This window comes from Cryobacterium sp. AP27 (assembly GCF_056680495.1).
The window spans coordinates 524,143-542,215 of record NZ_CM155285.1 but is presented as its reverse complement, the minus strand read 5'-3'; the positions used below and the strand labels follow the sequence as shown (position 1 = coordinate 542,215).

The window sequence follows — 18,073 nt, the reverse complement described above, 5'->3', positions numbered from 1 at the left end:
ATGTCGCCCGGCGGATGCCGGTTCAGGCGGCCGTCGGATCGCCGAAGTGCCGCATGGAGGGGCGAGTGCCCCACGTGACGGGATTGTCGATCACAGCGGCCAGTTCCATGCGTTCGATCGGACGCAGCACGGATGGCAGCTCCTGGAGCCAGGACTGCAGGTCGCGAGCGTCGACGACCTTCATATCCGGGGACTTGCCCCGCGCCACCAGAAACCGCGCGCCGCAGAGCACGATCACGGGCCGTACGGGCGTGCGCAGCGGAATACGAGCGCGCAGCAGGCCGGTCACCAGGTCTGCCTCGGTGATCGCATCGCGACCGGCGGACCGGCGGCGACCGGACACGCGCACGACCCCCCGGTCAACCCACACCCACTCGCCGGCGGAATGCCATGTGTGCAGGGTGAAGATTCCGCCCGGGCCGACCACCAGATGCTCGGAGACGGGGCTCGCGGAATCCGAGCCGAAGACGGCCCAGTCGGTCGGCGGCTCGTCCAGAAGGGCCGCGAGCGCCAGCTCACCCTGTGCGGTGACGTAGCGCGACGAGCGTGACGGAGGTTGCGGCTCTGACACGGGTGACGTGCGTGGGCGCTGCTCGGTTGTGATGTTCAACGCCGGGTGACGGCGCCTTACGGAGGGTATGTGAGTCATGGTGTACTCCTCGCCGGGTTTCATATCCTGCCATTTCGCGCGCGAAAAGCAATACCCCCTACGGGAGTAGATTCGGTGAACACCAATATTTTCCAGTCACCAGCGTCATGTGGCCCCGGGCTCGTCGCGACGCAGACCGGGCATATCCCCCCTGTATGGGGGTAGATGCTATATTCCGATTGGTCCCCAAGCACCTCTCAGGTCTGTCACAGTATATTTATGCCTGATTCACAGCCAACTCAAAGCACTGCGCCTATTGCCGACCCGCAGCCTCCGTCCGAAACACCCATCCTGCCCGCGAAGAACGGACTCGGACTCGCCGCATTCATCATCGGGATCCTCTCCTTTGTTGGCGCGTTCATTCCATTCGTCAACTACGGCTCGGGTCTCTTGGCGGTGGTCGGCCTGGTTCTCGGAATCATTGCTCTCGTCCGCAAGGGAAAGACCAAGCGCGCTGCCACGGCTGGCGTTGTGGTATCGGTCATCGCGCTCGTTCTGTCGATTGTTCTGTCCATTGCCTACACCGCAGGATTCGTTGCCGCTGTCGACGACAGCCTGGGTACGGCCGCAACACAGGAGTCCGCCGACGCGGGCACGGATGCCTCGGCAGAGGCTTCCACCGACGCCTCCACAGTTGGCACTCGCGGCGACCCCGCACCACTTGACTCGGTTGTCGAGCTGTCCACGGCCGGTGCCGTGCAGTACGAAGTCACCCTGGGCGCCTCCACATTGTTGGCCAACGACGTCGTCGCTGCCGCAAACTCGTTCAACGATGCCCCCGCGGCCGGCTTCCAGTACGCACTGGTCCCCGTGACACTCGTCTACAAGGGTACGGAGACGGGCACCCCGTGGATTGACGTGACCATCGAATTCGTTTCGGCGGCAGGAACCACGCATACGACCTCCGACACGATGGCCGTAGGCCCCTCTCCCAGCATGATGGACCTGAACGACCTGTACCCCGATGCCACGGGAACCGGCAACATCGTCATCTCAATCCCGACCGCAGACGCGGCCCTGGGCACATGGACCGTTTCCACGATGTTCGGCGACCCCTACTTCTACGCGGCCCAGTAACTCAAACCTCCATGCGGGAGACCTCAGGCCGATGGCCTCAGGTCTCCCGCTTCACATTCCCCCGGGAACGCCACTCGTGCGTGACGTTCGGCCTCGTGCAGCGCGAATACCGGCGTCGCCGTGCGGCCCAGGCACGCCTTGATCCGCAGCGCGGGGTAGTTGCAGCGTCACACGTGGCCGACGCCTGAGCGGTACTGCCGGACCCGGCATCGACGGGCAGCACATGCAGGCGCAACCCGACCTCTGGCGAGTCACCGCCGCGCTAAGCAGGCGAGGCCGCAACCCAGGCGTAACGACGCTGGGGGCGCCCGGTCTGGCCGTAGCGCAGTGTCACGGAGGCCTGACCGGTATCCACGAAATACTCAAGGTATTTGCGCGCCACGACCCGGGAAATGCCGAGGGCTTCTCCGCACTCCGAGGCGGCGACATCACGTTCGCTTGCGCGCAGCGCCGCTTCGATGAGCGCGCCGGTCTCCTTGCTCAGACCCTTCGGCAGTGGCGCCACGCGACCGGATGCCGCCCCCGCCGTCGACCCGAGCGCCCGATCGAGGTCTGCCTGGCTCAACACCCCCGGCCGAGCCAATAGCTCCCGGCGTTGGGCGTAGCCGACAAGCCGGCTCTGCAATTCACTGATCTTGAACGGCTTGAGCAGGTAGCTCACGATCCCGCCCTGCAGCGCCGCGGTCACGATGTCCGCCTCCCGCGCGGCGCTCAGCACGAGGAAGTCCACGGCGACCCCCGTCGACCGCGCCCGACGGATCACGTCGAGCCCGGTCATGTCGGGCAGGTACATGTCGAGCAGGACGAGCTGCGGCGCAAGCTTTTCGATGAGGTCGAGCGCTTGCTCGCCGGAATGCGCCACGCCCACGACGCGGTACGCGGGTAGTTGCTGCACGATGCGTTCGTGCGCCCGCGCCACCATGAAGTCGTCGTCGACAACGAGTACGTCACACACGTGCGCTCTCCTTAGCAGCCGTGACCGGCAGCACCGCTTCGAACACGGCACCGGAACCCGCGTCGTTGCGGTAGGTCACGTCTCCCCCGCGCCGGGTGGCCACCAGCCGCACGATGGTGAGCCCGTAACCATGGCTTGAGCCGCTCGCCGACGGCGCCTTCGACGTGACCCCGACCTCGAACACTCGCTCAAGCAGGACCTCGTCGATGCCGGGTCCGGAATCACTCACGGTCACCCACACCGCCGACAGGCTCTCGGCGCCGACGCGCGCATGGTCTATGCCGGTTTTGGCATATGGCACCGTGGTGGCGGCATCCGGTGGTGAGGAGACCGCCCGCACGTCGATCTGCACCACGCGCTCGGCCGCCCCCGTCACGGCGTCGAGCGCGTTGTCCACGAGGTTTCCGATCACGGTCACCAGGTCCAGAGACAGGTCCGGGTCGACGCGGGGCAGCGCGGACTCCGCGCTGAGCCGCAGTTCGGCGCCCCGCTCCCGCGCCAGAGACGTCTTGGCGATCAGCAGCGCGGCGACGGCCGGCTCCTCCAACCGCGCGAGCACCTCACTGTCCAGTTGCGAGCGGTCTCGGCTCACCGAGTCAATGTAGTCCACGGCCGCCTCCGTGTCGCCGAGCTGCATGAGCATCGAGATGGTGTGCAGTCGGTTGGCGAATTCGTGCGTCTGCGCGCGCAGCGTATCGGTGGCCTGACGACTGCTGCCGAGGTCATTCTGCAGGGTCACGAGTTCGGTGCGGTCGCGGAGCGTGGTGACGACCTCCGGCCGGGCGCGCGGCGGATGAATCGTGGTTTGGTTGAGCACGAGCAGCACGCCGTTGTTCACGAGCACCGTATCGGCGTCCCGCGTCTCAGATGAGCGCAGGGTCCGCACGGCCTCAGGGTCGAGGCCCACAGCGTCGATCGGCATTCCCTCCGCACCGGCCGGAAGCGCAAGCAACGCCCGGGCGCTGTCGTTGGCGAGCGTGATAATGCCGTCGGCGTCGACGGCGATCATCCCCTCACGGATACCGTGGATCATCGCCTCCCGATGCTCGACGAGTCGTCCGATCTGTTCCGGTTCCAGGCCGAGCGTCTGGCGTTTCACCCGCGCGGCGAGCAGCACCGACCCCAGGGTTCCCAGCACGCCGGCGACGCCGAGGTATGTCAGCAGGTTCGGCGCTGCGGATGCGAGCAGCCCCGCAAACGATGGCACCTTTCGGCCGGTGATGATCGTTCCCACCAGCACGCCGTCGTCGGACAGGACCGGGACCTGCCCCACGATGTGGTCGACACCGCCGAGCGGGAACTCACCGGTCCAGGCGCCGTCGAAGGTCGTGGTGTCCGGCGTGAGGGTGGTGCGAAGCAGCCGCGGATCGGCGGGCGAGGCGAGAACGCGTCCGGCGGGATCCGTCACGATGAGTTCATCGACACCCGTGGTCGTGCGCAACGCCTCCACCGGTCCCACGAGGCTCTGCGGAACGGCCTCCCCCGTGAGCATGCTGCGGAGCAGGGGGTTCGCAGCGGTGTACTCGGCGACCGCGAGCATGCGGCGCGAGACCTGGCTCGTGAAGGTGCTGCGCGACTGCTCGAGGGAGATGGCGGTCACGGCCACGAGGACCATGGCGATGAGCACGAGTTGGAACACGAGCAGCTGGCGGGTGAGGCTCAGCCGAGCTCGTGTTGGCGCTTTGGGTTGCACACGCCCTCCCGATGGCCGTCGCTGGTCTGAAAAAAGTGTGCCTCACAATTGGTCAGGAGGGAAACCGAACACAAGCTACACAACGTTCCCTATGACCACAAGTTGTTTCGAACGCTCCCCCGGGTCGAGCATAAACGTGGGCAGCGACGAGGCTGTCCCACCGATCAAAGAGGATTGCAATGAGCACACCCACAGCAAAGCGGCGCCTCCTCGGCACCACCCTTCTGGCCTCCACGCTCGTTCTGGCGCTCAGCGCCTGCGGCGTGACGAGCGCCGCGAACACGGCCGCGACCGACAATGGTCCGCTCGAGAACCTGCAACTCATGGTGCCCAATGCGCCGGGCAGCGGCTACGACGTCACCGGCCGCGCGGCCGTGAAGGTCATGGATGAGATCGGCGTGGCGTCCGGAACCGACGTCACCAACCTGGCCGGTGCCGGCGGCACGGTGGGCCTCGCCCGCACCCTGACCGAAACCGGAAACGCCAACTTCATGCTGATGATGGGACTCGGCGTCGTCGGCGCCGCGTACACGAACGAGGGTGATGCGAAGGTGGCCGATGCCACGCCGATCGCCCGCCTCATCGAGGAGGCCGGGGCAATCTTTGTTCCCGCCTCATCTCCATACCTCACGCTCGACGATATGGTCTCCGCATGGAAGGCCGACCCGGCCGGCTTCGCCGTTGGCGGCGGTTCCTCGCCCGGCGGCCCGGACCATCTGCTGCCGATGCAGCTCGCGGAAGCCGTGGGCATCGACCCGACCAGCGTCAACTTCATCTCCTACGACGGCGGCGGCGAACTTCTCCCCGCCGTTCTCGGCGGCAAGCTCGAATTCGCGGCCTCCGGTTACGGTGAATTCCTCGAGCAGGTGAAGTCCGGCGACCTGCGCGTGCTCGCCGTCACCAGCGAAGACCGCGTTCCCGTGATCGACGCCCCCACCCTCACCGAAGAAGGCGTTGACCTGGTCTTTACCAACTGGCGCGGCATTCTCGCCGCACCGGGACTCACCGATGCGGAAACCGCTCGCCTCGTGGACGCCGTCACGGCCATGCACGACAGCGCCGAATGGCGGGACGTGCTCGAGACCAACGCCTGGACCGATTCCTTCCTCACCGGAGACGAGTTCGGCACGTTCCTCCACGAGCAGGACACCCGCGTCGCAACGGTCCTGAAGCGCCTGGGCCTGATATGAATTCCAGCACCGTGGACACTCCAATCTCCGTGAGCCGAGTGCCCGCGGTGCTGCGAGGTCGCTCCGAGCTGGGCGTCGCCGCCCTCCTCGCGGTGATGGCCATCGTTGTCGGCGTCGACACCGCGAACATCCGGGACACCGCCGTCAACGCCGGCGTGATGGGGCCGCAGGTCGTGCCCACCCTCATCGCGATCAGCCTCGGCCTGTGCGCCATCGCCCTCACCGTGAGCGTGCTCCGGGGCGGACATGCCGAGGCCGAAGACGGCGAAGACATCGACCTGACCCTGCCCGCACACTGGCCCACCGTGTTCGGCCTCGGCGGCGTCATCGCCGCCTACGCCCTCACGCTCGACTTTCTCGGCTTCGTCGTGGCGAGCGCCCTGCTCTTCTTCGGCTCCGCGGTGCTACTCGGCGCGAAGCGGTACATCTGGACCCTGGTCATTGGCGTTCTCCTCTCCGTCGGGGTGTTCTACGGCTTCATACTCGGGCTCGGCATTCCCCTGCCGGCCGGCCTGTTGACAGGAATTCTCTAATGGACAACATCTCCCTTTTGATGGACGGGTTCGCCAACGCGCTCACCCTGCAAAACCTGCTCTTCGCCCTCATCGGTGTGCTGCTGGGCACCGCCGTCGGCGTGCTGCCCGGCATCGGTCCGGCGATGACCGTGGCGCTGCTGCTGCCGCTCACCTACGCACTCGATGTGACCGGCTCGCTGATCATGTTCGCCGGCATCTACTACGGCGGCATGTACGGCGGCTCGACAACCTCGATTCTGCTCAACACCCCCGGGGAGTCCTCGTCGGTCGTCACGGCCCTCGAGGGCAACAAAATGGCCAAGGCCGGGCGGGGCGCCCAGGCGCTGGCGACCGCGGCAATCGGCTCGTTCGTGGCCGGCACACTCGCCACCGGCGGCATCGTGCTGGTGGCCCCATTCGTCGTGGCGATCGCCATCAGCCTGGGCGCACCCTCCTACTTCGCCATGATGGTCTTCGCATTCGTGGCCGTGAGCACGGTACTGGGCGCGAGCCGCATCCGCGGGCTCTCGTCCCTGTTCATCGGACTGACCATCGGGCTGGTCGGGATGGATGCCACCACCGGCCAGCCACGTCTCACGTTCGGGCAGCCGCTGCTGTCCGGCGGCATCGACGTGGTGGTCATCGCTGTTGCTCTCTTCGCCGTGGGCGAAGCGCTCTGGATCGCCGCACACCTGCGGCACGGCAAGCAGGCCACGATTCCCGTGGGTGTGCCGTGGATGGGCAGGGACGATTGGAAGCGCAGCTGGAAGCCGTGGCTGCGCGGCGCCGTGATCGGGTTCCCGTTCGGCGCGATCCCGGCCGGAGGCGCGGAGATTCCGACATTCCTCTCCTACGTCGCCGAGAAGAAGCTCTCCAAGCATCCGGAGGAGTTCGGGCACGGCGCCATCGAGGGCGTGGCCGGACCGGAAGCGGCGAACAACGCCTCGGCCGCCGGCACGCTCGTTCCCCTGCTCACCCTCGGGCTGCCCACCACGGCGACCGCTGCTGTGATGATCGCCGCGTTCAACCAGTACGGCATCCACCCCGGCCCGCTGCTCTTCACGACCGAGCCGCTGCTCGTGTGGACCCTCATCGCGAGCCTGTTCATCGGGAACACCCTGCTGCTCGCGCTCAACCTGCCGCTCGCTCCCATGTGGGCGAAGCTGCTGCGCATTCCGCGGCCGTACCTGTATGCAGGCATTCTGTTCTTCGCCACCCTTGGCGCGTATGCGGCGGGCCTGCAGGCGTTCAACATTCTGATCCTGCTCCTGGTCGGCGCGCTCGGCTACATGGCGCGGCGCTTCGGGTTCCCGGTGCTGCCCATCATCGTGGGTGCCATCCTCGGCCCGGAGATGGAACGTCAGCTGCGTCGTTCGCTGCAGATCAGCGCCGGCGACCCCGCCGCCCTCGTGAGCGAACCGCTCGCCATCGTCGTCTACTCCGTGATAGTGATGTATCTCGTGGTGCCGCCGCTGGTGAAGCGGATGCGCCGTGGTCGCTCCGGGAGCGGGCCCACCACGCCCGCCACGCCGGTCGCGGCGTCCCACAGCGGCCGTTGACGAACAGGTGGGTGAGGCCGGGCCGCAGAGGCACCACAATGGTCAAGACAGGTCCTCACCCACGCCCACCACACAAGGAGCATCACGATGAACCCCGAAGGAACTCTCGGTAACCCTGATCCTGCAGCCCCGCCGGCCGCCGTTCCCGCCGGCAGCATCGTCGTCGGCCACGACGGCTCCAGCTGCTCGGATCGCGCACTGACAGAGGCCCTCGAACTGGCCGTGCAGCTCACGGCCCCCCTGGTCGTCGTGCGCACCTGGACCATTGACACGGCGCCGCGCCCCGCCGACTGGGAATTCGGCTACGTGTCGTCCTTTGCCGAGTACTCCGCCGCCGTGCGCGACAGTCTCGTGCGCGACGTCGAGACGCAGGTGACAAAGTTCTCCGACGTCGCGGTCGACTACCGGGTTCTTCACTCCGGCGCGGCCAAGGGTCTCATCGACATTTCGCGCACCGCACGGATGCTGGTGGTCGGATCCCGCGGCCACGGCGGCTTCGCGGGGATGCTGCTCGGTTCCGTCAGCGACCAGTGCGTGCGCCATGCGGCGTGCCCGGTGCTCGTGGTTCGTCCCCGCGGCTGACCGGTCGCCGCCGCCCGAGAGGGCGCAGCTTCGCCGCACGCAGAGCGTGACGATCGGTCGGGGGCGTCGGCGGTGGCCTTTACAGTGGTGAGCGGTCGGGATTGTCCCGGCTCTCGCTCAACCGGAGGCCTCGCTCATGATGGGTGCACATCACGCCATGACCGGCGCCGCCGCCTGGATCGCCGTGACCGCGACCGCGGGGCACGGACTGGGCCTGTTCCCGGTGACCCCGACCGGCACGCTCGCCGGCGCGCTCCTCTGCGCGGGTGCGGCTCTGCTGCCCGATGCCGATCACGGCTCGGCCACAATCTCCAATTCGGTTCCGGTGCTCGGAAAATTCGTCACGTCCGGCATTTCGCGTGCCTCCGGCGGGCATCGCCACGGATTGCACAGCCTCCTCGCCGTCGCCTGCATCTGGATCCTCGCAACCGGACTCGGTCTTCTCGTGTGGCGACCGGCCGGCTGGGCCGAGCCGATCAGCGTGGGTCCTGCAGTCCTGACGGCCGTGACCGTGGCGTTCGCCGCGAAGGCGCTGCGCCTCGCCAAGTGGTGGGGCCTGGCCTGGCTTATCGGACTCGCCGTGGCCGCGTTCATCGCCCTCTTCGCTCCCGAGCAGCAGGAGTGGTTCGTGATCTGTGTCGCCCTCGGCTACGCCGTTCACCTCCTCGGCGATTTTCTGACCACCGGCGGGCTTCCCCTGCTGTGGCCCTGGCGGCCCAAGCCGCCTCGACTGTGGCAGAAAACTCCCCTGCGGCATATCTGGACCTCCGGCGGCTACATGGCCTTCCCCGTTCTCGGCAATGCCGGCTCGTTTCGGGAGTGGATGGTTCTTCTCCCGCTGACGCTCTACGTCGTCTACGGTGGGCTGTTCGCCGTGGCGACCGCAGCCGGGATCAGCGCCGGATCACTGGCGTTCCTCGGACTGTAACCGCGCCCGGAAGGGCTCGCGTCACGGGCCGACGGACCGCGACAGGTCGAGATCGGCCAGCATCGACGTCACCACGTTCAGCACGATCACAGCTTCGACGCCCACGACCCCGATGACCAGGGCACTGATCCCCGAGATCATCCAGAGTCGCCGGCGGTGCGAGAGACTCACGACGCGCTCGAGGGAGCCAAAACGCGTCATCACCTCGTGCGCAGTGACCTGGCGAGCGGCTCCCCACGCCTTCGGGTCGTCAACGATGGTCATGATCCGGTGCAGTTCCCGGTCGCTGAGCGTGGGCGGCTGTCGCAGCAGCCACGCCGTCACGTGGCGGGCGTTGATCACCTTCACCTCGGCCGGCTTCTCTCGGATGACGACCTCGCGCGGGTTCGCCAGGGCGATGACCGGCCGCACGGCGCCGAGCTCCGGCATCCGTTTTCGAAGTACTCGGGTCGCCCGCTCCGCCTCGGCTTCGGCATCGCGCAGGTAGGACGCGCTCGTGCCCGCCACGAGCAGCAACCGCTTGAAGACCCAGATGTTCTGTCCACGGGCGTCTCTCATGGTTATTGTGAACACTCCATTGGGTCCGACCACGAGGTGCCCGATCTCCGATCGCGACCTGCCGACGGGAAGCGAGTGGAACACTCTCCAATCGGCGGGAAGCTTGGCGAGCGCAGCGCCCAGGGAGATGTCGCCCCTGGCAGCCCCGGCGACACGCACCAGGTGCGACGGCGCGCCGCTCAGCAGGCGGGCGAGGCGCGATCGGGTGGAAACGTCATGCTGGTCCGAGAAATCCTCGATGACTGCGTGGGCCGCGAGTGGAGCACGCATGGGGGGTGGGTCGACAGTCACGGAAATTCCTCCTCGACACAAGGTACCGAGGTCAGCCCCGTCCCAAGAGCCCCCAAAGTGGCGCTGGAACGATCAATGCGCGCCGATGAGGCCGATCAGCGCGGTCACAAGGTGGGGAATCCCGGCGACGAAAACGACAACGGCGGCCGAGCCGAACGGCACCCAGAAGAGCCGCCGGGTGCGGGCGGAGCGCACGGAATTGTCCAGTTCGGCGAACCGGGACGTGAGCACGGCCGGTTCGAGGCCGGTGACCGCGTTCCACGTTTCGGGGCAGTCGATGATCTCGGCCGCTTCCCTGCGGTCGGCGGGGTCCAGCAGGTGCGGCCGCGTGAGCAGCCACGGCCGCAGGTCCCCGGCACTGATGACCTTCACGTGGGCGGGTTTCTGCACCACCGTGACGCGCTTGGCGTCGACGACGGCGACCACCGGGCGTACCGAAGCGCGCAACAGCATCCGTTCGCGCAGCAGAGACGTGACACGTGACGCCTCTACCTCGGCCCGGCGAATGTGCGGCAGACGCTCACCGTCAACGACCACCGTGCGACCGGCCACCCGCACAGCCTTGCCGCGGTGGCGTCTGGTCTGGATGGCGAAGATCCCGCCGGGGCCGACAACGAGATGGTCGATTTCGGTTCCCTGGTCGCCGGTCGGCAGCGCGTGAAAAATCGTCCATTCCACCGGGAGCTCGGCGAGGATCGTGCCGACGGCGATCTCGGCCATGGCGCCGCGATACCAGGCCACGCTTGCGGCACCCAGCGGCGACCGCCCGATCAACCGGCCGATCGGGGATCGGGGCGGAACAAGGCTCTGCTCCAACAGCAGCAATTCGATGGCGGATTGCGCCGCAAGGCGTTCGCGCATGGCCGGAGCGTTGGGCAACGGGTCTCCTCAGGTATCCCCCGAATGTAGCCAGTGCCGACATCGTCCTGTAGCCCCACTACTGGGCATCGCCGTCACGCTCCAGGGGCGACAGCTGCCCGCCGAACGCGATCTCAGCGCTCGACGAGGATGCCGTCCTCGTCGCAGTAGATGGTGCGGCCGGGCGTGAATGTCACCCCGGCGAAACTGACGACCCCATCCGCTTCACCGCTTCCCGTCTTCGAGCTTTTGCGCGGGTTGCTGCCGAGGGCCTTGATGCCGAGGTTGAGGCCCGACAGGGCCACGCGATCGCGTACGGCGCCGTTGATGACGACACCGGCCCAGCCGTTGGCCACGGCGGATTCGGCGATCATGTCACCCATCAGCGCGGAATTGAGCGACCCTGCCCCGTCAACCACGAGCACGGCGCCTTCGCCGGGGCCGGCCAGAATCGATTTAATCAGAGCATTGTCCTCGAAGCACGACACGGTGCGAAGAGGGCCGTTGAACCGGGCGCGGCCCCCGAGCGTTTGAAATTGCAGTGGAACGGACTGAAGAACATCCTCGTACTCGTCGTAAAGATCAGCAGTCAACAGCGTCATGAGTGTCCTCCGAAAGGTGTGGCACGTGCTCGATTCCTCCAGAGTACGGCTACCAGTAGCGCGCGTGATCGCGGTGCGGCACACTGAACTCGTGATTCGACGACGCGTGACGGTGAGTGGGCAGGTCCAGGGTGTCGGTTTTCGCTACCACACCGCCCAGCAGGCGCGGGCACTGGGCGTGCACGGCACCGTTCGAAACCTCGCTGATGGGCACGTGGAGGCCGAGATTGAGGGCTCCCGGGCGGCCGTCGATGCCATGATCGCATGGTTGCATGCCGGTCCGAGCTGGGCGGTGGTTGAAAATGTGGCCGTTGTCGACGTGCCGGCGACGGGCGAGAAGACCTTTCGCGTGGTGCGCTGAGCCCCAACACGGCACGGCACGCACGGTGCCAGAAGCGCAAAGCTGGCGTAGCGTTATCACGTCGCCATCGGCGAGCACACACGCTTACTTGTCGAGGGGAGATGCGGTGCGCAGAACGTTCGGCGTTGCCCGACTTCTTCTGGCGACCCTCGAATTGGTATCGCTGACGGGTTACTTCATCTACACGCTGGGCGTGGCCAGCTTTGCGATCGGCAATTTCTTTGCGTATTTCACGGTGTTGAGCGCGATGGCCACCGTGCTGGTTGTGGCCACCGCCGCGGGCATTGCGCTGCGCCGGCCGCGGGACCCGGCATGGCTGGACATGGCCCGCGTCATGATCACAACCTACATCCTCGTGTCGGGAATCGTCTACGCCATCATTGTGATGCAGGCGGCCGGAGTCAACTACTCAATCGCGGTCCCCTGGTCGAGCCAGATCCTGCACTTCTGGATTCCGGCATTCGTTCTTCTGGACTGGATCGTAGATCCGTACAAGGCGCGGGTCCCCTGGCGTTATCTGGCGTGGGTGATCGTGTTTCCCATCCTCTGGCTCGTGGTCACCCTCATTCGTGGCGATCTTCTGGGCTGGTACCCGTACTTCTTCCTCGACGCCCGTCAGGTGAGCGGGCCCACGGAGACGGTTCTCTACTGCGCCCTGATCGTGGTCATCATCACGGGAATCGCCGCCGTCCTCGTCACCGCTACTCGCATCACCTGGAAGCCGCGGAACGCCACCACGTCGATGACTGTGCTGCACACGCAGCCCAACACGCATCCGGCGACGTCCGGCCCGCCCCACGCCGCAGACGGGCAGCATCCCCGCCAGCTGAAGCGGAGCCGCACCAGGGTCTGAACGATCCGGCGCATCAACGAGGCTCGCTGTTCGTCGCGGGCACGCGGCTCGTCCGCGGGCACCCAGACGTCAGGTCGTGGCGCGGAACGGCTCGAGCGAGTGCCTCGCCGCAGCGAGGAATACCTCGTCGCTCGCCTCGGCGAGGCGCAGGGCGTTTTCCGCGGCGACCATCCCCATCAACACGGGTTCACCCGTGATCGGCATCATGTTCACCCACACCGGGAAGTCGGCATCCGTACCCACCACGGTCCACAACGGCGCCTCGGTATCCCAGAACGGCTCCTCGAAGCGCAGCCACACCTTGTCCAGCACGCCGACGCCGATCGCCGCAATGGCACCGCGGTGCGCGAACGGCAGCTCCGGTGAAAACTCGACGGCGCCATCCTTCAGCACACCCAGCGGAACGGTGATGATCACGCGGTCGGCAGAAAGCGCCTCGCCGGCACCGAGGCGCAGGCTCACGCCGTTCTCGTCGTAGGCGATGCGCGTCACGACACTCGCCATCGTCACGTCGAGGGCGGCAGCGTCGGCGGCGAGCAGGCTGGCGTAGCCGCCGACGACGATGTGGTCGTCCGTGGCCGCAGGGGCAACGGAGGTATACCAGGCGGACTGCTCGCTCGGCAGGGCACCGGAGCTGATTTTGAGCCGCGTGCTGACCTCGTATTCGAGCCAATCGGCATCCGAGAGGCCTTCCGCGTTGAGGCTGTCCGACAACGCGGACGCCCCCGAGTCCACGAGTGCGCGCTCCACCGATTCGTCCTGCGGCTGCGTCGCGGCGAACGCCAGCGCTTCGGCCACGGCCTCGGCGCCGATCGGTGACATCGGCACGATCTCGCGAGACCGGGTGTGTACCTCTGGCACGCGCGAGAAGGGCAGGGTGCTCACTCCGAGGGCCGCGAACTCCTCGTCGAGGGTGCTCTCCGTGCTGCCCAGCACGAACGAGGGCCCGAGTTCAATCGGGTCGGGCCAGCCTTCCGTGATTGTTTCGATGCGCCCACCGACTCGTTCGCGCGCCTCCACGATCGTGATGTCGTAGCCCGCCTCGCGCAGCTGGGTGGCGGCAGCGAGACCCGCGATACCGGCACCGACAACGACGATGCGCTCGCTCGGGTCGCTGACCTGCTGCAGCTGGGTGGCGGCTCGGAGCCCCGATTCCCGGGCGCCCTGCACGGTGCCCGGTTGGGTGAGGGCCGTGGCTTCCCCGGCAAAGAACATCCTACCCAACACCGGTTTGGCCAGTGCCGCGCGATGCTCAGGCGATGCTCCCACAGCGGGAAACGTGAATGAGCCGCGCGCGAAAGGATCGATCGACCAGGAGGAGCGTTGCATGGCCGACGGCTTCGGCACAACTGACGGCGCTCCGGTCGGCACCGGCGATGTCGTGGGCTGCGGTGTTGGCGCGCCGCACGCCGCGAGCACCAGAACAGAAAGCCCCGATGCCGTGCCGATCAAGAATTGGCGACGCTTCATCACCGCTGGTACGTCTCGATTGAGAGAACCCTGTACCTTGCCGACCCTGCGCCATTCATGTAACCAAACTACCGCAGTGTGTCCGTTTCGCGGGGTCTGGCCGGGCGGCGGGAATCCGTTCTTGACAAACTCGCGCCTTCATAGTTAGTTAGTTACACAACCAACTAACCAACTAACCAACTGTGAGGCGGGCATTCGTGATCGAGGAGGGCAAACCGATTTTCGTCCAGATCGCGGAGCAGATCGAGAACGATATCCTCGCCGGCACCATCGCCGAGGACTCCATGGTCCCCTCCACGAACGAATTCGCGGCGTTCTATCGCATCAACCCGGCCACGGCCGGCAAGGGCGTGAACCAGCTCGTTGATGACGGCATCCTGTACAAGAAGCGCGGGATCGGCATGTTCGTCGCCCCCGGCGCCCGCCAACGGATCATCGATCAGCGCACGACGGAATTCACGGCGAACTACCTGCATCCGCTGCTGTCCGAGGCGGCCAAGCTCGGCATGACACCGGAACAGGTGGCCGGCCTCATTCACAACGAGACAACAAGCTACGAGAGGAAATGATCCAATGACAACCCAAGACCCCGTTGTACGCGTAGAGAGCCTGACGAAGAGCTTCGGGCGCTTCACTGCCGTCGACGACGTGAGTTTCACCGTGGAGGCCAACAAGATCTACGGGCTGCTCGGACGCAACGGCGCCGGCAAGACCACCATTATGCAGCTGCTCACCGGCCAACAGTTCGCCACCTCCGGCGACATCCGCGTGTTCGGCCAGTCGCCGGTGGAAAACGCCCATGTGTTGCAGCAGATGTGCTTCGTGAAGGAGACGCAGAAGTATCCCGACAGCTTCGAACCTCGCCACGTGCTCGCGAGCGCGCCGTGGTTCTTCGAAAATTGGGATTCCGATTTCGCGGAACGGCTCGTCGACGACTTTCGGCTGCCGGTACGTCGCCGCATCAAGAAGCTCTCCCGCGGTCAACTCTCCGCGGTGGGCGTGATCGTTGGCCTGGCCTCCCGCGCCCCGCTGACCTTCTTCGACGAACCGTACCTCGGCCTCGACGCCGTCGCGCGGCAGATCTTTTATGATCGTCTGCTCGAGGACTACTCGGATCATCCACGCACGGTGATCCTCTCCACCCACCTGATCGACGAGGTCAGCAATCTGCTCGAGCATGTGCTCGTCATCGACGAGGGCCGCATGCTGATGGACCAGGATGCCGAGAAACTCCGCGGCAGCGCGAGCACGGTCGTGGGCAAGGCATCGGATGTCGACGCTTTCGTCGCCGGCCGCGACGTGATTTCCCGAGAAGGCATCGGCGGCCTCGCCTCCGCGACCCTCGGCGGCCTCACCGCCGCTGAGCGTGCGGCCGCGGCGGCTGCGGGACTCGAGCTCTCGCCCGTCTCGTTGCAGCAACTCATTGTGCAGAAGACCTCGAGCCATACCGGCTCGCCCGAACAGGATTGGAAGGTACGAGCATGACCGCCCCCGCAACCGTTGGCGCAACGTCGGCCGTCGCGCCCCTCCCGGAACGCCCCGCCGCCACCCGGATTTGGAACGTCGTGCGCCTGCACCTCGTCGACAGTCGGACGTACATCGGCATCCCCTGGCTGATCGTCGGCATCGCCTTCGTCATCACCGTCTTCATTTCCCAGATCATCGGCTTCACCACCGGGGAAATGGGAAGCCCCGACGCCATTGCCGGCATGCGTTACAGCTGGGCCGTGCTCTCGCCGCAGTGGTACCTCATGGTTGTCGCCGTGCAGGCAGTGGCCTTCGGCTTTCCGTTCGCACTCGGTTTCGGTGTCACGCGGCGGGACTTCTACCTCGGCACGTGGCTATTGTTCGTTCTCATTTCGGCAGCCAATGGCCTGGCATTCACCGTGCTCACCCAGGTGGAAAAGATCACCGACGGATGGTGGATTCACGCCTACATGTTCAATGCGCTGTGGCTGGGCATCGACGGCTGGCTGGTGGACTTCTTCTCCTTCTTCGTGATGCAGCTCCTGGTGCTCTCCCTCGGCGCATCCGTCGCCACCGTGTACATGCGGTGGCGGATGCCCGGCATGGTCGTGTTCTGGAGTTCCTTCGCGCTGCTGATCGTCGGTTCGATCGCGCTGATCACGTTCACGAGCAGCTGGCCGGCCGTGTCGGTGTGGTTCGCCTCCCAGGGCATCGCAGGGATCTTCGGGTGGCTGCTCGTGCCCGCTGTCGTCTCGGGCCTCGGCGGATACCTGGCCCTGCGCCGGTCCACGCCCACCAACTAGCGCCGCACCATCCGAACCGCCCGCCCTCCGCAAAACCGGAGTTTCTACGACACGCCGTGTCGGACAGCCGCCCGACACGGCGTGTCGTGAACATGACCGGTTTTACTGCTCGAGGAACCCGTCGGAGACGAGCTCACGCAGCTGCGGAAGCATCTCGTCCCGGAGCGCAGCCTCGTCGGCGCTCAACAGCTGTGCGAGCGCCCCCACGATGGCGCCGGCGCTCAGCTCGCCGTCACACGCACCCACCAGCCCGGCGAGCGCCGTGCTGAGCGGCACGGAACGGCCGAACCCGCCGCCTTGATGCAACGTCAACAGGGTCGGGTCGTCCTGACCGGGCCAGTAGTGACGTTCCTCGGTCACATCGGATGCCACGGTGAGCGTCGCTCCCAACAGCGCGGCATCATCCGTCGCCGCCAGCCAGTCGTGCGCGGCGAGGCAGTCGGCCAGATGCACGCCGATTCCGGCGGCGTTGTGACCGAGGGCCTCCGGCAGACGCTCGAGCCGACGCAGGGTGGGGGCGCCGGTTGCCGGTCGGCGCAGCATCAGGTACCCGAAACCCACCCGGCTCACACCGCGCGCCTCGAAGTCGTCCAACCACGCCTCATACAGCCGGTCGAACTCGGGGGTGTAGGGCCTGGTCCCGCCATCGCGAATCCACGTTTCGGCGTATTCCGTGGGCTGCTGCACTTCCCGCTCGATGATCCAGCAATCCAATTCGGGCGCTTCGCCCTCGGGGCCGGAGGCGGACGCGGTAAGCCAGGACGCCAGTCGATCGAAGGCGTCCTCCTCGCCGCGATACTCCCAGTTGCCGAGCAACTGCGCCACTCCGCCGGGTGTGAGGTGATCCACGACGCCCCGAACCACGGCCTCCACCAGCGCGTCGCCGACCATGCCCCCATCGCGGTACTCATAGCTCGGGACGCCGGGCGTTCGGGGCGTGATCACGAACGGTGGGTTGGAGATGATGTGATCGAAGCGTTCACCGTCGACGGGCTCGAAGAGGCTCCCCAGCCGAAACTCGATGTTGGTGACGCCGTTGAGCCGAGCGTTGAGCGCGGCGAGTTCGAGGGCACGCGCGGAGATGTCGGTCGCCACGACCCGTGCCGCATGGCGCGCGGCGTGCAGCGCCTGGATTCCGCAGCCGGTTCCGAGGTCGAGCACTGACTCCACCTCGATCGGCATGATGAGCGAACTGAGTGTCCGCGAGGCCCCTCCCACCCCGAGCACGTGATTTTCGCCGAGCGGGCGGCCGAGCGTGAGCTCGCCCAGGTCGGAGACGATCCACCAGCTGCCGGCACCGGAAGCGTCCAGGAACGAGTACGGCCGCAGCTCCACGAGGGGGTGCAGCCCGGTGTCCCGCTCCGCCACGAGCCCGAGCTCCGCCGCTCCGACGACGCCGAGCGACGGCAGGGCGGCCCGCAGCTCCTCGGCCGAGACGGGCAGACCCAGTACGAACAGTCGCGCGAGCACCGCGTTGGGTTCCGGGCGCGCGAGACGTTCGCGCAGGGCGTCGAGGGCCCGACGGGCCGGTACCCGCTGGTTGCGGCGCAGCGCGGCATCCGCTTGGATGCCCCACAGCCCCGTGAGCGCACTCACCGAATAGTGGGCGGCGGTCAGGTCGGCACGAAGCAGGTCAATCAGAGCAGAAGTCACTGGTCCATT

The 18,073-nt window shown here is 66.6% G+C and carries 19 protein-coding genes; 11 read left to right on the top strand and 8 right to left on the bottom strand.

Translation table 11 applies throughout. From position 1 onward, the window contains the following. Positions 1-22: 22 nt before the first annotated feature. Positions 23-649 carry a hypothetical protein gene (locus AC1MB9_RS02575; RefSeq protein ID WP_479963482.1) on the bottom strand — a complete coding sequence of 209 codons (627 nt, stop codon included), beginning with the start codon at positions 647-649 and terminating at the stop codon, positions 23-25. 219 nt (positions 650-868) lie between these two features. Between AC1MB9_RS02575 and AC1MB9_RS02570 the strand changes: the two genes are divergently transcribed. Continuing rightward, on the top strand, positions 869-1,726 hold the full coding sequence (locus AC1MB9_RS02570) for a DUF4190 domain-containing protein (protein ID WP_479963481.1): 858 nt from the start codon (positions 869-871) through the stop codon (positions 1,724-1,726). Positions 1,727-1,988: 262 nt separating this feature from the next. Here AC1MB9_RS02570 and AC1MB9_RS02565 read toward each other — a convergent pair whose 3' ends face one another. Continuing rightward, positions 1,989-2,681 (bottom strand): response regulator, encoded by a 693-nt coding sequence (locus AC1MB9_RS02565; protein ID WP_479963480.1) that lies wholly within the window; start codon positions 2,679-2,681, stop codon positions 1,989-1,991. Next, positions 2,674-4,374, bottom strand: coding sequence for a sensor histidine kinase (locus tag AC1MB9_RS02560; RefSeq protein WP_479963479.1), 1,701 nt, complete (start codon positions 4,372-4,374; stop codon positions 2,674-2,676). The genes AC1MB9_RS02565 and AC1MB9_RS02560 overlap by 8 nt, the downstream gene beginning before the upstream one ends. 179 nt (positions 4,375-4,553) lie before the next feature. Here AC1MB9_RS02560 and AC1MB9_RS02555 point away from each other — a divergent pair, with 179 nt between their 5' ends. The 5 genes from AC1MB9_RS02555 (at position 4,554) to AC1MB9_RS02535 (ending at position 9,148) form a co-directional block, all read left to right on the top strand. Further along, positions 4,554-5,564, top strand: a complete 1,011-nt coding sequence (locus AC1MB9_RS02555; RefSeq protein WP_479963478.1) for a Bug family tripartite tricarboxylate transporter substrate binding protein — start codon at positions 4,554-4,556, stop codon at positions 5,562-5,564. A gap of 11 nt (positions 5,565-5,575) precedes the next feature. Next, positions 5,576-6,097, top strand: coding sequence for a tripartite tricarboxylate transporter TctB family protein (locus AC1MB9_RS02550; protein ID WP_479963477.1), 522 nt, complete (start codon positions 5,576-5,578; stop codon positions 6,095-6,097). After that, complete coding sequence (locus tag AC1MB9_RS02545) at positions 6,097-7,638, top strand: tripartite tricarboxylate transporter permease (RefSeq protein ID WP_479963476.1); 1,542 nt, start codon at positions 6,097-6,099, stop codon at positions 7,636-7,638. The genes AC1MB9_RS02550 and AC1MB9_RS02545 overlap by 1 nt, the downstream gene beginning before the upstream one ends. 87 nt (positions 7,639-7,725) lie before the next feature. Beyond that, positions 7,726-8,220: a universal stress protein gene (locus AC1MB9_RS02540; protein WP_479963475.1), complete on the top strand. Its 495-nt coding sequence runs from the start codon at positions 7,726-7,728 to the stop codon at positions 8,218-8,220. Positions 8,221-8,356: 136 nt separating this feature from the next. Continuing rightward, positions 8,357-9,148: a metal-dependent hydrolase gene (locus AC1MB9_RS02535; protein ID WP_479963474.1), complete on the top strand. Its 792-nt coding sequence runs from the start codon at positions 8,357-8,359 to the stop codon at positions 9,146-9,148. 21 nt (positions 9,149-9,169) lie between these two features. Here the strand turns inward: AC1MB9_RS02535 and AC1MB9_RS02530 are convergent, their stop codons facing one another. From AC1MB9_RS02530 to rraA, 3 genes are all read right to left on the bottom strand, one after another. After that, positions 9,170-9,997: a nuclease-related domain-containing protein gene (locus AC1MB9_RS02530; protein ID WP_479963473.1), complete on the bottom strand. Its 828-nt coding sequence runs from the start codon at positions 9,995-9,997 to the stop codon at positions 9,170-9,172. Between the two features lie 72 nt (positions 9,998-10,069). Then, complete coding sequence (locus AC1MB9_RS02525; protein ID WP_479963472.1) at positions 10,070-10,858, bottom strand: nuclease-related domain-containing protein; 789 nt, start codon at positions 10,856-10,858, stop codon at positions 10,070-10,072. Between the two features lie 131 nt (positions 10,859-10,989). Beyond that, complete coding sequence (gene rraA / locus AC1MB9_RS02520) at positions 10,990-11,457, bottom strand: ribonuclease E activity regulator RraA (RefSeq protein WP_479963471.1); 468 nt, start codon at positions 11,455-11,457, stop codon at positions 10,990-10,992. Between the two features lie 91 nt (positions 11,458-11,548). Between rraA and AC1MB9_RS02515 the strand changes: the two genes are divergently transcribed. Continuing rightward, complete coding sequence (locus AC1MB9_RS02515) at positions 11,549-11,818, top strand: acylphosphatase (protein ID WP_479963470.1); 270 nt, start codon at positions 11,549-11,551, stop codon at positions 11,816-11,818. 106 nt (positions 11,819-11,924) lie between these two features. Further along, the gene (locus AC1MB9_RS02510; RefSeq protein WP_479963469.1) at positions 11,925-12,671 is read left to right on the top strand and encodes a Pr6Pr family membrane protein; all 747 of its coding nucleotides are present in this window, start codon (positions 11,925-11,927) and stop codon (positions 12,669-12,671) included. Between the two features lie 69 nt (positions 12,672-12,740). Here the strand turns inward: AC1MB9_RS02510 and AC1MB9_RS02505 are convergent, their stop codons facing one another. Continuing rightward, positions 12,741-14,141, bottom strand: a complete 1,401-nt coding sequence (locus AC1MB9_RS02505; RefSeq protein WP_479964566.1) for a flavin monoamine oxidase family protein — start codon at positions 14,139-14,141, stop codon at positions 12,741-12,743. A 197-nt stretch (positions 14,142-14,338) separates the two neighbouring features. Between AC1MB9_RS02505 and AC1MB9_RS02500 the strand changes: the two genes are divergently transcribed. The 3 genes from AC1MB9_RS02500 to AC1MB9_RS02490 are packed head-to-tail and all read left to right on the top strand — an operon-like array spanning position 14,339 to position 16,411. Then, the gene (locus AC1MB9_RS02500; protein ID WP_479964565.1) at positions 14,339-14,710 is read left to right on the top strand and encodes a GntR family transcriptional regulator; all 372 of its coding nucleotides are present in this window, start codon (positions 14,339-14,341) and stop codon (positions 14,708-14,710) included. Between the two features lie 4 nt (positions 14,711-14,714). Next, positions 14,715-15,626 (top strand): ABC transporter ATP-binding protein, encoded by a 912-nt coding sequence (locus AC1MB9_RS02495; RefSeq protein WP_479963468.1) that lies wholly within the window; start codon positions 14,715-14,717, stop codon positions 15,624-15,626. Continuing rightward, positions 15,623-16,411, top strand: coding sequence for a hypothetical protein (locus AC1MB9_RS02490; RefSeq protein WP_479963467.1), 789 nt, complete (start codon positions 15,623-15,625; stop codon positions 16,409-16,411). Before AC1MB9_RS02495 ends, AC1MB9_RS02490 begins: the two co-directional genes overlap by 4 nt. Positions 16,412-16,513: 102 nt before the next feature. On the opposite strand, the gene AC1MB9_RS02485 is transcribed toward AC1MB9_RS02490, so the two are convergent. After that, positions 16,514-18,064 carry a DUF7059 domain-containing protein gene (locus AC1MB9_RS02485; protein WP_479963466.1) on the bottom strand — a complete coding sequence of 517 codons (1,551 nt, stop codon included), beginning with the start codon at positions 18,062-18,064 and terminating at the stop codon, positions 16,514-16,516. Positions 18,065-18,073 lie beyond the last annotated feature (9 nt).

What these genes read in the sequence shown, in the direction of transcription:
- AC1MB9_RS02575 (WP_479963482.1), bottom strand. Translation starts at nt 649, where the DNA reads ATGACTCACATACCCTCCGTAAGGCGCCGTCACCCGGCGTTGAACATC.
- AC1MB9_RS02570 (WP_479963481.1), top strand. Translation starts at nt 869, where the DNA reads ATGCCTGATTCACAGCCAACTCAAAGCACTGCGCCTATTGCCGACCCG.
- AC1MB9_RS02555 (WP_479963478.1), top strand. Translation starts at nt 4,554, where the DNA reads ATGAGCACACCCACAGCAAAGCGGCGCCTCCTCGGCACCACCCTTCTG.
- AC1MB9_RS02545 (WP_479963476.1), top strand. Translation starts at nt 6,097, where the DNA reads ATGGACAACATCTCCCTTTTGATGGACGGGTTCGCCAACGCGCTCACC.
- AC1MB9_RS02540 (WP_479963475.1), top strand. Translation starts at nt 7,726, where the DNA reads ATGAACCCCGAAGGAACTCTCGGTAACCCTGATCCTGCAGCCCCGCCG.
- AC1MB9_RS02535 (WP_479963474.1), top strand. Translation starts at nt 8,357, where the DNA reads ATGATGGGTGCACATCACGCCATGACCGGCGCCGCCGCCTGGATCGCC.
- AC1MB9_RS02525 (WP_479963472.1), bottom strand. Translation starts at nt 10,858, where the DNA reads ATGCGCGAACGCCTTGCGGCGCAATCCGCCATCGAATTGCTGCTGTTG.
- rraA (WP_479963471.1), bottom strand. Translation starts at nt 11,457, where the DNA reads ATGACGCTGTTGACTGCTGATCTTTACGACGAGTACGAGGATGTTCTT.
- AC1MB9_RS02505 (WP_479964566.1), bottom strand. Translation starts at nt 14,141, where the DNA reads ATGAAGCGTCGCCAATTCTTGATCGGCACGGCATCGGGGCTTTCTGTT.
- AC1MB9_RS02495 (WP_479963468.1), top strand. Translation starts at nt 14,715, where the DNA reads ATGACAACCCAAGACCCCGTTGTACGCGTAGAGAGCCTGACGAAGAGC.
- AC1MB9_RS02490 (WP_479963467.1), top strand. Translation starts at nt 15,623, where the DNA reads ATGACCGCCCCCGCAACCGTTGGCGCAACGTCGGCCGTCGCGCCCCTC.